The 15986-nt window shown below is 47.0% G+C and carries 10 protein-coding genes; all 10 read right to left on the bottom strand.

Annotation, left to right across the window (positions count from 1 at the left end; all coding sequences use genetic code 11):
- Nucleotides 1–108: 108 nt before the first annotated feature.
- Entirely contained in the window at nt 109–1083 is a 975-nt protein-coding gene (locus tag RS891_RS06410; RefSeq protein ID WP_315794813.1) for a TRM11 family SAM-dependent methyltransferase, read from the bottom strand.
- 44 nt (nt 1084–1127) lie between these two features.
- Nucleotides 1128–2840: a methyl-accepting chemotaxis protein gene (locus RS891_RS06405; protein ID WP_315794812.1), complete on the bottom strand. Its 1713-nt coding sequence runs from the start codon at nt 2838–2840 to the stop codon at nt 1128–1130.
- Between the two features lie 362 nt (nt 2841–3202).
- Nucleotides 3203–4207: an MsnO8 family LLM class oxidoreductase gene (locus RS891_RS06400; RefSeq protein WP_315794811.1), complete on the bottom strand. Its 1005-nt coding sequence runs from the start codon at nt 4205–4207 to the stop codon at nt 3203–3205.
- 21 nt (nt 4208–4228) lie between these two features.
- Nucleotides 4229–5644 (bottom strand): deoxyguanosinetriphosphate triphosphohydrolase family protein, encoded by a 1416-nt coding sequence (locus tag RS891_RS06395; protein ID WP_315794810.1) that lies wholly within the window; start codon nt 5642–5644, stop codon nt 4229–4231.
- Between the two features lie 589 nt (nt 5645–6233).
- Nucleotides 6234–8114, bottom strand: coding sequence for a molecular chaperone HtpG (htpG, locus tag RS891_RS06390; protein ID WP_315794809.1), 1881 nt, complete (start codon nt 8112–8114; stop codon nt 6234–6236).
- Between the two features lie 1106 nt (nt 8115–9220).
- The gene (nikC, locus tag RS891_RS06385; RefSeq protein ID WP_315794808.1) at nt 9221–10120 is read right to left on the bottom strand and encodes a nickel transporter permease; all 900 of its coding nucleotides are present in this window, start codon (nt 10118–10120) and stop codon (nt 9221–9223) included.
- A 24-nt stretch (nt 10121–10144) separates the two neighbouring features.
- Nucleotides 10145–11149, bottom strand: coding sequence for an ABC transporter permease (locus tag RS891_RS06380; protein WP_024632912.1), 1005 nt, complete (start codon nt 11147–11149; stop codon nt 10145–10147).
- 155 nt (nt 11150–11304) lie between these two features.
- Complete coding sequence (locus RS891_RS06375) at nt 11305–12957, bottom strand: ABC transporter substrate-binding protein (protein ID WP_315796199.1); 1653 nt, start codon at nt 12955–12957, stop codon at nt 11305–11307.
- An 823-nt stretch (nt 12958–13780) separates the two neighbouring features.
- Nucleotides 13781–14728, bottom strand: a complete 948-nt coding sequence (locus tag RS891_RS06370; RefSeq protein WP_315794807.1) for a glycoside hydrolase family 25 protein — start codon at nt 14726–14728, stop codon at nt 13781–13783.
- 442 nt (nt 14729–15170) lie between these two features.
- Nucleotides 15171–15644 carry a phage holin family protein gene (locus RS891_RS06365; protein WP_397386901.1) on the bottom strand — a complete coding sequence of 158 codons (474 nt, stop codon included), beginning with the start codon at nt 15642–15644 and terminating at the stop codon, nt 15171–15173.
- Between the last annotated feature and the right edge of the window lie 342 nt (nt 15645–15986).

Here is a 15986-nt window from a genome sequence, read left to right as displayed (position 1 = left end):
GTACAAATTCATGTAAGGTATTTTCCCTACTAAAATCAAAAACCTCCATACCGGAAAATGGATTTTTTCCGGTATGGAGGTTTTTTCTGTTATTTCAGCGCAGTCGTTCTAAGCGCACAGCCAAATGTGACGTATAAACGTGCCTTTGCTCACCGTTCGATACTGATCGATGTTCCATCCGGCATCCAGAATGTGCCCCTCCACCCATTCGGTGGAAACGATCACTGCCCGTCCTGCAAGTCTCTTCAAACTCTTCAACATGGCAAGTTGTTCCTCATCCGGAAGAACAGAACAGAGATTATATGGCATGTCCAGAATAGCTGCATCGTAGAAACCTTCCAAATCATTCATATCCCCGAGGGTAATTCTGGCTGGATCATACCCATAATGAGGAAGATTAATGCGTGCCCCATGTACTGCCAAAGGGTTCAAATCATTTCCTTTGGCTTCAATTCCCATCGACAATGCCTCAATTACAACGGTTCCCATTCCGCAGCATGGATCGAGCAACTGATGTCCCTCCACTTGTGGAATAGCAATATTGACCAACGCTCTGGCTAACGTAACACCAAGGCCTGTGGAGTAATTCTGTGGCTTCTGATGATGGGTTTGCCACGAGCGATCGGCTTCTTTCCATTGACCGAAGAGCCATTTTCCATTCACATGCATTAGTCCAAAAGTTACGTCAGGCTGTTTCATCATAGCTTTGCCTTGAATGCACATGCCCAACTCTTTTTCCAGTAGACGGGAATGCGCATAATCCGGCATGTCATCGCCCTCTTTCAAACAGACAACCTTGAACGTTTCACCAGATGACAGATCGATTTGCGAAGCAGCAGGTTTCAGACCTGCCACTGTATCCGCTTCAGCCATCACATCCAATCTGCCCCGGACAAATGGACTTCTACCTGGTGGAATACAAACATCGGAGTGAACATAGGCGTGAACTCCTGAACCAAAATCTGTCCCAGGAACGAGCATCGTTCCCAATTCCAATTCACATAGGGCACGTTCATTCTCATGGCAAGCGAAGGTATATACATAACTTCCGACAAATGAATCTTTGCTGTTTGTAGAGCTCAATATGGTAGCCGTCCTTCATGTTTCTTCTATTATAAGAAGATGTTTTATATTTTTAATTTTTCAATGGAAGAAAGCAGATCTTCGGACAGATCTTTCAGGGTTTGAATATTGCCGCTAATTGTTTCCATCGAACTCACCTGTTCCTCGGCCGAAGCTGACACTTCCTCTACACTTGCCGCGGATTCCTCGGATACTGCCGAAATTTGTTGACTGAAATCATTCATGCGTCCGCTCGCTTCCTGCATGCCTTCCAGTCCATCCGTCATTGTACCAATGACTTGGACCATCCCCTCGACCGACTCACTAATGGTACGGAACAGATTGCCGGAATTACGTACTTGCTGTTGCCCGCGCTCTGTTTCCAGTACACCTGTTCGCAATTCCTCAACAACACCCTGAGAATCCTTCTGGATATCCTCCGTGATGACTGTAATCTCCTCTACAGAGGTCCGAACGGCTTCAGACAACTTCCGTACTTCTGCTGCAACAACTGCAAATCCGCGTCCACTCTCCCCTGCACGGGCAGCTTCAATGGAGGCATTCAATGCGAGCAGGTTGGTCTGGCGCGCAATGTCATGAATGACTTGAACCAACTGTGATATATCTTCGTTTTTGCGGTCCAGCTGTTCCATCTTGTTCATGGAAGACGAAACTGCGCCGGCAATCTGTAACATTTGGTTCACGGATTGCTCCATGGACTCGCGACCGGTCTGTCCTTGTTTCAGAATCAGGTCCGACATTAGTCGAAGCTGATTTCCCTGCTCGGAATGTTGCTGGATATGTGCGTTCAATCCCTCGACCGTACGGGCAGATTCAACAGCCGTTTCCGCCTGACTCTCTGCCGCCTTTGCCGACTCTTCCATCGTTATGGCAATTTGGCGACTGCCGATCTTAACCTCTTCAGAGGAAATGGCCAGTTCGCTGCTTTGGCGGTTAACGGCTTCAGCGATTCGTCTGACATTCAGTACCATGGAGGTCAGATTACCTTTCATGTCATTCACGGCTTTGGCAAGTACACCAACTTCGTCTTCATGTTTGGTATGTATGTCCTGAACATTTAATTGACCCTCCGCAATCAGCTTCACAGCACTGATCACCCGAAGCAGCGGTTTGACAACTTGTGAACGGATAATCGGGATCGCAATCGCCGTAATGATAATCATCACGAGAACACCAATGACGATAATGATTCGGCCATCCTGTACGGATCTGATCGTCTGAGCTGCTGAGAGATCGGATTGCTCCTGATTGTAATCCACCAGATAGTCCAGATGGACTTGCATGGCATCGAAGGAGGCGGCCCCTTTTTCGGATACTTCCTTAGCCAGTTGTTCCTGACCTTCATCACTCAGCTTGATGGATTGCGTGTTAATCTTCAGGTAAGCTTCCCACTTGGTCTTTAAAGCTTCCCAATGTTCTTTTTCTTCATCCGTCTTCTGCTGCTGATCATATATTTTAATAGCCTGAGCCGTTTCGCGAATGTATTTGGTGCGCTCTTCAGCAAGGTCCGCTTTGGCCCCTGCCTGTGCATCAAAGTGACGATAGCTCAATGACAAAATATGTTCTGTTGTATAATTCAATCGGTTAATCTGCTGGATGGAGGGCATCCAGTTATTGGTGATCATATTCGTGTTTCTTTCCATCGAGTTCATTTGTGTAACAATCGTGACACTAAGAAGAATTAAACAGAGGATTAATAGATAGAACGCGATGCTGATACGCAGACCGATACTCTTGATCCTGAATCTGCTGAACATATGATTTCCCCCTTGTGCCCATCTTCGGCCACTTCCGTATTTTAGGTGCTTTTGTCGCTGTTTTACCCTTCTTTTGGCATCTTGCAAATTACTCTTTTCTATATTATATCTATAGGAAAAGAGACGTAAAGTATTATAACATTCTTTTGTTTTAGTCATGCTTTATTTTGTAAAATCTTGTGATTATTCCACATCATCTGTTGAACGCAATCGAATGATGTAAAATTCAGAGTTAAATGAAGCAAAAAAGAGCTGCAGCATACGGCAAATATCCGATCTGCAGCTCTTACGATTTGAATCCATGCAGATAGGCGGTATGGAACCCGCCATTCTTTGTATCAGAACGGCTAGCAGCCGCCCTCTTATGCGTTCACCAGCAACTTGTATGAAGCCAACCTTCTCTCGTAATCTGGTCCAGTTGTCACGACAAGCAGCCGATCCGTATTCAGCCTTTGGCACACCTGCTGCAACTGTTTCGAGACTTGTTCAGGTGTACCGGCATAATGCCGTTGTACCTCATTCTCATTGGCATCGGTCATGTCGTTGGTGCCGGTACTTGTGCTGACATTGTCAGACTGCGTTGAGTTTTCTTTTCCAGCGGCTCTACGTCTCTCCGCCATTTCGCGGCTCCAGGACAACGCCTCTTCCTGCGTCTCCGCACACAGCACACTTACAGCAACCATAACCTCCGGCTCTTTCCTATTGGCGCTGGGGATAAAGCCCTCCCGATAACGCCGCACAGCCTCCGTACCATCCGCATCACTCATGAATTGTCCGAATACATACCCCATACCGAAACGTGCAGCAAACTCAGCACTCTTCACGTTGGTACCCAACATCCATAAGGATAATGGAAGTTCCGGAATCGGGCGGGCTGTCACCGGATGTTCTTCATAAGTGTAACGATCTTCCAGTAGTTCGGTCAGTGCCGCGAGCGATTCTGGCAACTTGGATACATGCTGCAAATAATTGCCACTCAAGGCCATCGTTGCATGGGGACCGCCCCCAGGAGCACGTCCCAAGCCTAACTCAATTCGCCCCGGGTAGAGCGCCGCCAATAGTCGAAACGACTCCGCTACCTTAAGCGGGCTATAATGTGGTAACAGTACGGCACCGGAGCCAAGCTGGATCGTGTTCGTTCGCGCACCAATATGAGCAAGCAGCACTTCCGGTGATGCTGATGCAAGTTCGTCCATATCATGGTGCTCCGACGTCCAGTACCTTGAATAGCCCCATGCTTCAGCATGCTGCGCAAGTGTAACGGATTGTTGAAGCGCCTGCTCTGCTGTGGCGCCGTTCAACCTTGGGACAAGGTCAAGTACGCCCAGATTGTATTTTCCACTGATCTTCGCGCCCAAGCGTCTCATCTCCCTTCGTCTAGCTTATCTCTAATCCAGATCGTAGATGGAACCAACCTTGAGACCGTACAGTTCATTGTATATTTTCTCGGCAAACGCGTCCGTCATCCCGGCAATATAATCAATCACCATGTGCTCCCAAGTCCAGATCGGATTTGCTTTCGCCTGATCCTTCTCATAGCGTTGCAGCCAATCGGACGGGATAATGGATTTGGACGTTTCCGGATCAAGGAAAGCATCCCACAGACGTTTAATCATCCATTCGCTGCGCTTTTGCAGCCTCTGCACACGCAGGTCGCGAATCATGGTCACCCAGGCAAAGCTCTTGAGCACACTCACCGTACGGAGCATATCCAGGTCCTCGGCGCCTTCACGGACAAACGTCACCTTTTTCCAGTCTCCGTTATCAATAACCCCCAGGCTAGCGACAAAAAGGCTGACCCAGTAAGCCTTGACCTCACGGCGGGTTCGTGAGTAATCATTCTCACAGAACGGCATCTTTTCATTCCAGATGCGTAGGAACGAAGCGAGGACTTCTTCAACTTTTTTGCCAATCGCTTCCCTTGTCCATCCGTTCCAGAACAGATCCTCCAGTGTCGTAATCTTATCCACAATCAATCGATTGATATGCGGATCTTGCAGGAAATGCTCATGTACTTCGATTTTGCCTGCCTTGATGCCATCTTCCAGATCATGTGCGGAATACGCAATATCATCGCAGAGGTCCATCAGCTGCGCTTCAAGCGTCTTTTTGCCAGCAGGGATGTGCCAACGATTGCGAATCTCGCGGATATACTGCCATTCATGATGATACATGCCTTTCTTGCTCTCCGTGCCAGGATACGGATACTTGTTAATGCCAAGCAGCACCGCATCCGACAGGTTCAGCCCATCGATATCTTCCCGTTTTTCCAAATACATAATGAGGCGGAAGTTATGCGCGTTACCTTCAAAGTGCTCATATTTCCGCTTTAGCTCTGCACGAATCTCCGGTTCCGGTTGAGGTGATTTGGCCCCACGATTTTTCTTCATGATTTTCTTGACCTCAGTGTTAATGAGATCATCGAGGATGCCATCCAGCACTTCTTCCCCTTTATGCCCAAAAGGCGGGTGACCGAAGTCATGCGCAATCGCGGCACATTCCACCACTTCCGAATCAATAATCAGTCCGGGGTTGTCCGCCTGATTCAACTCCACCTCCGGGTAGCGACGCAGCAAGCTTCTTGCCGCTTCTCGGGCAATCTGCGCCACCTCCAGGGAGTGGGTCAATCGTGTGCGATAATAATCGCCCGTTCCTGCACCAAACACCTGCGATTTGCCTTGCAGCCGACGAAAAGTCGGTGAATGTATCAGTCTGGAATAGTCCCGCTCATAGGCTGCACGAGCCCCATCCAGTTTTGTTAGTTCAGGATATTGTCTATGTTCTCTCAGATCGTTCCATTGCATGTTGATCACTCCTAGCCAACTGTCTCTATTTTGAGTGATTATACACATATTCTACAGTTTCGAAAAGCAAAACCTGTCTGCGATTGTCATCTCTTCTCACATCAACTTGTGATGCACAGTCGACTTCTCTTATTATACCCCGCCAGACTATCATCCGTGCACCTAATGATAATGATATAAAATGAAATTATTATTTACACTACATCACTCCGCAGACAGAAAACCAAATAAGTACTCGCTGTGCGTAGTAGCCGTTCCGGTTACGGATCGTTCTTCCGATCGCTGTTGTCTCCAGGTTTTCTGAATTCCCTTTTTAAAGGGGAAAACCCAGAGACAAAGGCGACCGCTTCGCTTCTTCAGAATCGATTCCGTCCCCTTCACTACTTTCGGCTGTCCATAAATACAATAATGGTATTCACCATTTTCTCGCGAAAAAACAGTAAATATCAAGTTCAACTTATAAAAATACCATATGAAATTTGATGATATGATAGTCTGTCTTCCCCATCCCCTCCCTGTATGGGTAATGAGGTAAAAATAAAAAAACCGACAGGGCAAATGCCCTGTCGGGTGGAGATAGTGGGTTAGGTTAAACCATAACTTTGCAGATATCGTTGGTGAACTCTACCGGGTCTTGAATCGGCAGTCCTTCGATCAGCAGTGCTTGATGATACAGCAAGCTTGTGTACAGGCTCAATTTCTCTTTATCCTGTGCAAATGCGTCTTTCAGGGATTTGAAGACATCGTGATTTACGTTGATCTCCAGCACTTTGTCTGCCTGTACATTTTCGCTGTTCGGCATGGCTTTCAGGATTTTCTCCATCTCAATCGTCAGCTCACCTTCGGTGGACAAACATACCGGATGGCTTCTCAGGCGTTTGGAAGCTTTAACAGCTTTTACTTTGCCGCCAAGCTGTGCTTGCATCGCTTCGAACAACTCTTTGTTGTCGTTGTCCTGTGCGTCTGTTTCTTCTTTGTCTGTACTGTCCTCGATGCCCAGATCACCGCTGGAGATAGATTTGAATTCTTTCTCTTTGTAGTTTGTGATCATCTTGATTGCAAACTCATCGATGTCATCGGTGAAGTACAATACTTCATAACCTTTGTCGAGTACACCCTCGATCTGTGGCAGCTTCTCAATTCGTTCAATGGATTCACCGGATGCGTAGTAGATGTACTTCTGATCTTCAGGCATTCTGGAAACGTACTCGTCCAGGCTAACCAGCTTTTTCTCCTTGGAAGAAGAGAACAAAAGCAGATCCTGCAGAGTGTCCTTGTTCACGCCATAGTCGCTGTATACACCATACTTCAACTGACGGCCAAACGCTTGATAGAACTTCTCGTAATTCTCACGCTCGTCCTTGAGCAAGCTTTGCAGTTGGCTCTTGATTTTGTTCTTGATGTTCTTCGCGATCAGGCTGAGCTGACGATCGTGTTGCAGCATTTCACGGGAGATGTTCAGGGACAGATCTTCCGAGTCCACCATACCTTTTACAAATCCAAAGTAATCTGGCAGCAAATCACCGCATTTGTCCATGATCAATACACCGTTAGAGTACAGTTCAAGCCCTTTTTCATACTCTTTTGTATAATAATCGAATGGTGTGTTCTCCGGGATAAACAGGATCGCATTATATACCACTGCGCCATCTGCGCTGATGTGCAGGTGTTTGAGCGGTTTGTCAAAACCGTAGCGTTTTTCCATATAGAAGTTGTTGTAATCTTCTTCGGTCAGTTCGCTTTTATTTTTACGCCAGATCGGCACCATGCTGTTCACGGTTTGCTCTTCTTTGTACTCTTCGAATTCGTTCTCCGTACCCTCTTTTGCACGCTGACCTGTCACATCCATCTTGATTGGGTAACGAATGAAGTCGGAGTATTTCTTGATGATGGATCTCAAGCGGTACTCTTCCAAAAATTCGTCATACGAATCTTCTTCGGTATTTTGTTTGATCGTCAGGACGATTTCCGTACCCACGGAATCTTTCTCGGCTGGCGAGATCGTGTACCCATCCGCACCTTCGGATTCCCATTTCCATGCTTCGTCGCTGCCCAACGTTTTACTCGTTACCGCCAGCTTGTCTGCCACCATAAATGCGGAGTAGAAACCAACCCCGAATTGTCCAATGATGTTGTGGCCGTCTTTGGCTTCATTCTCTTTCTTGAACGCCAGCGAGCCGCTCTTCGCGATAACTCCCAGATTGTTCTCCAGCTCTTCCTGGGTCATCCCGATTCCTGTATCAGTGAGCGTAAGCGTACGGTTTTCTTTGTCGATGGTAAGCTTGATGTAGTAGTCCTCTTTGTTGAAAACGAGTGTATCGTCAGTCAGTGCTTTGTAATATATTTTGTCAATGGCGTCACTGGAGTTGGAGATCAGTTCTCTCAAGAAGATTTCTCTTTGGGTGTAAATGGAGTTGATCATCATATCCAGCAAGCGTTTGGATTCAGCCTGGAATTCTTTTTTAGCCATGAATGGGTGTCTCCTTTCAAATTGGGTATAGAATGATTTGGTTAAATATAGAAAGTAACTGAAATAATCCTTGGGCGATTAGTAGACTCCAAAACCTTTAATCGCGCTGGTCCACAGATATTGTGATTGACTCTAATGACTCATTGTAGAAATAAGTGCATGACGTTCTGCAATGTAGCCGTTCCGGTTACGAATCGTTTTTCGGATCGCTGTTATCCCCGAATTTCTTTGATCCCTTTTTAAAAAGGGAGAAATTCAGTGATAAAGGCGAACGCTTCGCTTCCTCCAAATCGATTTCGTCCCCTCCACTACTTTTGCATCTGATCAGGAACTGATTTTTAGGATTGAGATCATCAATGAAGTGAATCTGTTGTTAAACGTGGAGAGCCGCTTCTTCAAGTTTATTGTGTCTCCTTAGCTCTGCATGTCCTATTCAAAGTTAACTTAATCCATATTCAAAAAACCAATCATTCCATATGTAGTCGTGTAGTAAAAACATCATTTGTTAGCACTCTGATGACCGGAGTGCTAAACCCTTCCTTTTATATAACATATGGGAAAATTGGGTGTCAATACGATGGCGGTTATTTTAACAAAATCATCGAGTAACACTTTAAGTTTTGCGCATCTCTACCCATTTTAGCTCAATACATCATGCAATACAAAAGCCGACTCGAACCAAAGTTCGAACCGGCATTAGGAAAGATTGAAATATGTGTGAGATGTAGGTCCAGTGTCTATTATTACAACATTCACATCAGACGTGTCTCAAATCTTGAAGTATCTTCCGTCTTGCTGTGCAGAGACTGACGCGCTGGTTGACCGTCTTCGGCAACAGTGACAGGACATACTCTAACGAACCGCACAGACGTTAATCGGCCTTTTTAAAAGGTTTACATACCTTAACGAATCGTAGACACGTTATTGTTCCCCATTGACCAACATTTTGGGCCCAATCGCAAGATTATTTATCACCAAATAGCGCGTGTGAAGTTCGTTAAATTGCGATATTGGCGGAAAAAAATAAGGCCTACGAGATTCGTTAGAGTTGGAACAACGACGAAGACGTAGTTAGAGATAAAAATAGTGAAGCAAACTTCAAGCCTCTATTTTTTGGCCATCTTTGGATCAAGGGTATCGCGCAGGCCGTCGCCCAACAAGTTGAAACCAAGCACGGTGAACATGATAGAGAGTCCTGGGAAAATAAGCGTCCACGGTGCTTTTTGCAGAAACTGGCGGGAATCCGACAGCATTTTGCCCCATTCCGGGTCAGGTGGTTGGGCCCCCATGCCGAGAAATCCGAGCGCAGCCGCTTCAATAATCGCTGTTCCAATCCCCAGTGTGCCTTGAACGATGAGCGGGGTGAGACTATTGGGCAAGATGTGCCGGAACAGAATTCGCATATTGCCAGCCCCCAGCGTACGTGCTGATGTAATGAATTCCTCCTGTCTCAAGCTAAGTACCCTTGAACGCACTAGTCGTCCGTAGGTCGGGATGTTCACGATCGCTATCGCGAGTAATGCATTTTGCAAGGACGGGCCAAGAATCGCCACAATGGCAATTGCCAGTAGTATCGCCGGGAAAGCGAGCAAGATATCGAACAAACGTGAGATGAGCATGTCTGCCCATTTTCCATAATATCCGGCAATCAGACCAAGCAAAGCCCCCGCAATAATAGAGCCAATAACAGAGAAGAAACCAACCCACAATGAAATGCGCGCTCCATGCAGCACTCTGGAGAATACGTCACGCCCGAGATCATCGGTACCGAACCAATGCTCTGCCGAAGGGGCTTGCAGACGATCCGTGAGTACCTGCTCTTTGTAATCATACGGGGCAATGTACGGGGCAGCAAAGGCCAATAGGATGAAAAAAACGATAATGATCAAGCCTGCCAGCGCAAGCCGATTTTTCCGAAACGTTCTCCAGGCTTCCCGCCATGGACCTGATGCACGTGCTGACGCGGCGTCAATAGATGCTCCGGTATTAGTCGATAATTTGGCCATGCGGCGTCTCCCTTCTGTTCATACTCATTTATAACTAATACGCGGATCGAATACGGCGTACAGCAAGTCCACAATCAGGTTGATCACTACGAAGAAGAATGCCACGATCAGAATGCCGCTTTGGATCACCGGATAATCCCTCGAACTAATTGCTTCATATATATAGCGCCCAACACCAGGCCAAGCAAAGATCGTTTCGGTCAGCACGGCTCCACCCAGCAAAGATCCGGTCTGTATGCCGATGACGGTGAGCACGGGAATAAACGCATTTTTCAACGCATGTCCATATACGACGAAAAACGGGCCGAGTCCTTTCGCCTTCGCGGTTCGGATATAATCCGAACTCATTACTTCGAGCATGCTGGAACGCGTCATCCGGGCAATAACGGCCATCGGAATCGTGCCGAGTGCTATACTTGGCAGCAGCAAATGTTTTGTTACTGTCCACAGCTGATCCCATCGTCCGGCAATCATCGTATCCAACACATACAAGCCCGTAATGGCTTCGATCGGATCTCGCGCATTCATTCTGCCGATGGACGGCAGCCAGTGCAGTTTGTTCGCAAACAGCCACTGTTCCATCAACCCGAGCCAGAAAATCGGCATCGACACGCCCACCAATGCAATGACCATGCAGCAGTAATCGAACCACGAGTTATGTTTCCACGCACTGACAATCCCGGCATTCACGCCAATAATGATCGCAAACAGCATACTCGCCATCGTTAATTCGAGGGTCGCTGTCAGATATGGCACAATTTCCTGGGCAATGGGAACCTTGGTGCGGATGGATGTGCCCAGATCTCCCTTAAACAGGTCGCCCAGATAAGCGAAATATTGTTGAAACCATGGTTTGTCCAGTCCGAGCTGGTCACGCAGAGCTTGCTTGGATTGTTCGGTTGCCTTTTGCCCGAGTATGGTCTCGGCCGGATCACCCGGAATGGCGTGGATAATGGAAAAGACGATCAGGGTCATGCCCAGCAGCACGGGCAGTAACACGAGTACACGTTTGACGATGTAACTGTTCACTCCTCATTCACCTGCCTTTAACGTATAAAAAGCGCTGGCAGACATGCATGCTTTAGATCGTTACATCCTGATGTGGGTTCTGCCAAGCATTGCGTGTACGCCAGCGCTTTGAACTAATGGATCCTATTTAGTACTAAATTCAGCTCATATATAAGTTATTCAAAATAAGCATTGGCATAGGATTCCGTGCCCAATGGGGACGGTACGAAATCTTTCAGGTTCGCTTTACCAGCCAAAATAGGAGTGGTGTGCACCAGTGGAATCCATGGAGCATCTTCCTTAATAATCACTTGCGCCTGCTTGTAGAATTCCGCACGTTTGTCCTGATCCGTTTCTTTCTGCGCACTCGTCAGCAACGTATGCAATTCTTCGTTGACGTAGAAGCTGCGGTTGTTACCCGGGATCGCATCCTTATCGAGCAGCGTGTACAGGAAGTTATCCGGGTCACCGTTATCGCCAGTCCAGCCGAGCATGTAAATGTCATCTTTCACCCCGGCTTTGGCATCATCCAGATACGTTGCCCATTCTGGTGATTCGATGTTTACGGTCACTCCGATTTTCTCAAAATCGGCCTGGATCGCTTCGGCTACCTTCTTGCCGTCAGGCATATACGGTCGGGATACCGGCATTGCGTAGAACGTTACCGGGTCAGGCAATCCATCAGGATAGCCAGCTTCGGCAAGTAATGCTTTTGCTTTTTCCAGATCGTAAGCATAGTCCTCAATACTGTCGTTATACCCCCAAAGCGTTGGCGGCATCGGGTTTACCGCTGCCTGCGCTTGTCCCGCAAAGAAAGCATCGATAATGCCCTGCTTGTTTACCGCATGGTTGAGGGCTTGTCTTACTTTCACGTTATCAAACGGTTTTTTCTTAAAGTTGAAACCAATGTATGACACGTTAAATGGTGGACGCTCGATTTTTTGCAGCTCGCTATTTCCTTCAAGGATAGAAAGATCATCCGGGTTCAGGTCTTCCATGATATCAATCTCGCCGTTTTGCAGCGCATTGAAGCGAGCCGTGTTATCCGGAATGGAGCGCACGATCACTTTGTTCAGCTTCGGCAGTCCCTCTTTCCAGTAATTCGGATTCTTCTCCAGAGTGATGGAGTCGTTCCGCTTCCACTCTTTGAATACAAATGGGCCTGTGCCTACTGGCTCGCTCTTGAAATTCTCTTTTTTCTCCTGAATCGCAGTTGGACTTGCAATGCCAAATGGCGTCATCGCAATGTTTTGCAGGAAAGGTGCTTGTGGCTGGTTCAGGGTGAACTCGACCGTTGTCTCGTCAATCGCCTTCACTTCCTTGATCACGCGTCCGTCTTCCGGACCAAACATGGAGTCATAATAGTCGAAGGAATCTCCCTCAAATTTATATTCACTGGCCGGGTCACTCCATCGATTGAAGTTGAACACCACAGCCTCTGCGTTGAAATCAGTACCATCGTGGAATTTCACGCCGGACTTCAGCTTGAAGTCATACTTAAGTCCATCCGCCGAAATCTCCCAACTCTCAGCCAGTCCCGGAACAACCTCGGTTCCACCTTCTTTGTAGTCCAGCAATGAGTCGAAAACCTGATGTCCAATCTTCAGCGACTCCCCATCGGTAACGATTGCCGGGTCCAGCGCTACGGAATCTCCGCCACGTCCCATTATCATCGTATCCTGTGCGGCCACTTCTGCCGGAGGCTCACTACCTTCCGCCGGAGCGGGGGAATTGCCTGTACCTTCGTTACTCGTGCTGGAGCAGCCCGACAGAATCAACACTGTGCTCATGGCCATAGCCATGACCCCGGATAACCATTTTTTTCTCATTCGCATACGTACAACACCCTTCCCTGTCTCATAATGTGTGTGCTACTGGCGTGAAAAAACTCCAATGATTACAATCGATCGGTTTGGTGCTTTGTATCATATGAAAGGCTTTAGATGCCTTTGATACCTGTCATGTAAATCTGGATAAGTCAAAGCGTATTTATATATGAAATGTAAAACGGGATGTAACCGCACACATTTTGTTAGTTTTTTTGGATGAGGTTATGAGTTATAAATGCCTGTAGTTGTTGCGTAATAATTGAACTTAGGTCAATAAGCAACAGTAGAATGGTACCGACTTAGTGGCGGCTTAAAAGGCTGATTTAGAGAGAACGGTAGTGTTGTTTGGCATGGGGTTTGGCTTAAGGTTTGACTTGGAGTTAAACGTCATGGCTAAAGTGTTATTGGCAAAGTCTAATGATGGTAATTAGCTGGAACAGAAAGTTGGTAAACAGTAAAATTTAATGGTTTCTCAATCAGGTTGGATTGGATTGTTTCAATACGTTGTGAAATTGATCTAGAGATGTTGGATTTTACAACAGGGAGACATTACAATAACTTTCGATGTTAAAGTCTTGTCATGATGAGGAGGATTATGTAAATAAACAGTGGTAAAAATCGATTTCGTGTAACTTACTTTACATCACATTCATCAATTAGACAAGAGATTTACGGACATAAGTCTTTAACTTTATTATATATGTTAATATCATTTACATAAAACACAAAAAAGGAACACTATTCGACAAAATGCGTCGTGTGTCCCTTGTTGTGTTCTTTCTTTTATAACCGGGTCCAACTTATATTCTAAGTTAGGTCAGGCTTATTTTTTGAATAAACCTCTGCGGTACAAGACCGTGATAAAACGGTAAAAATCATAACTCGCCCCACCATCGATGCTAAACAGCGGATTTTTGGTGTCATATGCCAATGCTGCGTCCACGGCCGCTTTGGCCCAGACTGGAACTTCCATCTGCTGGCGCGCCTGCAGTTTATCGACCTGGGATTTCAGCGCATCAAACGCTGCTTTCTCTTCGGCTGTCATCGGTTCGCCCCCTTTCGGTGGTTCGGTTGGATTCGTGGGATTTGTAGGATTGGTTGGTTCAGATGGCTCTGGCGGCTTTGGTGCTGCTGTTGCATATCTTGCCTTCAATTCCGCTGCCGATCCTTGAAACTCGTTCATATCCACGTTGCCGCTGATCCCGTTCACCTTGCCCGAGTCCGTATACTGCCAGAACGTCCAACGTTTCCACGCCGGCTGGTCGTCCGGTACACGGGTGCTGCTGTAACGCGCAATCCATAGATCATATAAACTGAGTGATGTGTCGAAATTACCGGCAAATGAATTGCCTGTGTATATAATCGGTTTCACACCCGTGAGACGTTGCAATTCCGTTAAAAAAGCCTTGGCTACCGTGTTGATCTGAGCTTTGCTCAGGTTACCCGGATTGTTCTCGTAGTCCATGACAGGAGGTAATTGCAACGCCTTGGCGCCTCCTACTTTGTTAAGTGTACTGGCGTATTGTGCAGCTTCTGCCTTGGCACCATCGGTAGTCGTTGCGCGGAAAAAATGATACGTTCCCACCAGTATGCCTGCCGCCAATGCACCAGTCACATTGGTTTGGAAATTCGGATCGGTATATGTCTGCCCTTCCGTCGCCTTGATGAACACGAATGTCATGCCGCTTGCCTTCACTTTGGCCCAATCGATCGTGCCCTGGTACCGGGAGACGTCAATGCCCTGCGTGTTGCCCGAGCTTCTCGTTTGCATGTTTCTCACACCCTTTATGCGGCAAATTGCCGTTTGTATATAGTTAATGCTTTGGGATCTGGAGTTGCTTGTGTGCGTGTCCTGATGTTGGTAAAAGGTAAGTCCGGACGGCTATGGGTTATGTCCCAAATTGCTGTCAAACGGCTTCGTACTCAATGTCGGTGCTGTCGATAGACTACTAAGTATTCATAACTCACTAAGGAAAAAATACTGATTGCATACGTGACCGTTCCAGATACGGATCGTTCTTCCGATCGCTGTTGTCTCCAAATTTCTCAATTTATTTTTTAAAGGTTTGAAATTCGGAGACAAAGGCGACCGCTACCGCTTCTTCAGAATCGATTCCGTCTCCTTCACTACTTGTAGCCAATGGATCAGATTATCGATTCAAATATTTGCTCCCTATCTTGCTAAAAAGCACATTTATATGAATACTGAGCACTTACTTCGTTTCATCTCTGGCCTGTTGATCAACGTCCTTACCATCTGACTGTACAAAAGGTTCTCTGGAATCAGGAGTATAGTTGTCGGGTATACCCCCGCTTCCTCCTTTACCCTTGAGCACTTCAATAGCCTGCCGGATCGCAGGCGGGATCGGTGCGCCCAATTTGCCCCCATTTTCAATGATAGACAACAACTCATTCGCGATATAAAAAAAGGCGACCGCATCCCTGAACAAATGTCCGTCTCCCAGAACACCGTCCACCAGATGAGCCACCGATACCATTGCAAATATAAATACCTTTCGCGCGATGCCGAACATGCCGACATTACTCTCCAGCTTGCCATTCATCCCTGCCGCCGCGATGCCGGTTAGATAATCGAAGATGACAAACACGAGCAGTACGCCGAGTACGCCTGACCAACCTCCGAGCTGGTTATTAGAGCGAGGAGCCATTTCCATAGGGTGTCCCATCGTTCCATGGTTTCACCTCCTTTGGTTTTTGATAGTGGATACCTTAGCAGCTTACAACGCTAATTCTATTCTACTGTCGTTTGGATGAGACAAAACATTTTGTAATCTCCCCAATGAAATCCGACTTTGTAACGGCAGCCACATCCATAACCACCGAACCCGTCATTTCCATCGTTGCAGCAGCTAGAGCAGTTCCTGATATGTCAGCACTGCCCGGTCAATGACGCATACGGATATTTGGTGGTTATAAGCCCCTCGGTTAAACTTAGCCCCTGCCTCCTTCATGTAAAAAGCCCCCTGACCACTCCAAAGGGCATAAAAAAACACGCTACAAGGTTTGGC

It is taken from the genome of Paenibacillus sp. BIC5C1, from assembly GCF_032399705.1.
GTDB classification, from domain to species: domain Bacteria; phylum Bacillota; class Bacilli; order Paenibacillales; family Paenibacillaceae; genus Paenibacillus; species Paenibacillus taichungensis_A.
This window is presented reverse-complemented; position numbering and strand designations above follow the sequence as displayed.

Coding starts and splice junctions, on each gene's coding strand:
- RS891_RS06400 (WP_315794811.1), bottom strand. CDS start 4,207: ATGAGACGCTTGGGCGCGAAGATCAGTGGAAAATACAATCTGGGCGTA.
- htpG (WP_315794809.1), bottom strand. CDS start 8,114: ATGGCTAAAAAAGAATTCCAGGCTGAATCCAAACGCTTGCTGGATATG.
- RS891_RS06395 (WP_315794810.1), bottom strand. CDS start 5,644: ATGCAATGGAACGATCTGAGAGAACATAGACAATATCCTGAACTAACA.
- RS891_RS06365 (WP_397386901.1), bottom strand. CDS start 15,644: ATGGGACACCCTATGGAAATGGCTCCTCGCTCTAATAACCAGCTCGGA.
- RS891_RS06370 (WP_315794807.1), bottom strand. CDS start 14,728: ATGCAAACGAGAAGCTCGGGCAACACGCAGGGCATTGACGTCTCCCGG.
- RS891_RS06375 (WP_315796199.1), bottom strand. CDS start 12,957: ATGAGAAAAAAATGGTTATCCGGGGTCATGGCTATGGCCATGAGCACA.
- RS891_RS06405 (WP_315794812.1), bottom strand. CDS start 2,840: ATGTTCAGCAGATTCAGGATCAAGAGTATCGGTCTGCGTATCAGCATC.
- nikC (WP_315794808.1), bottom strand. CDS start 10,120: ATGGCCAAATTATCGACTAATACCGGAGCATCTATTGACGCCGCGTCA.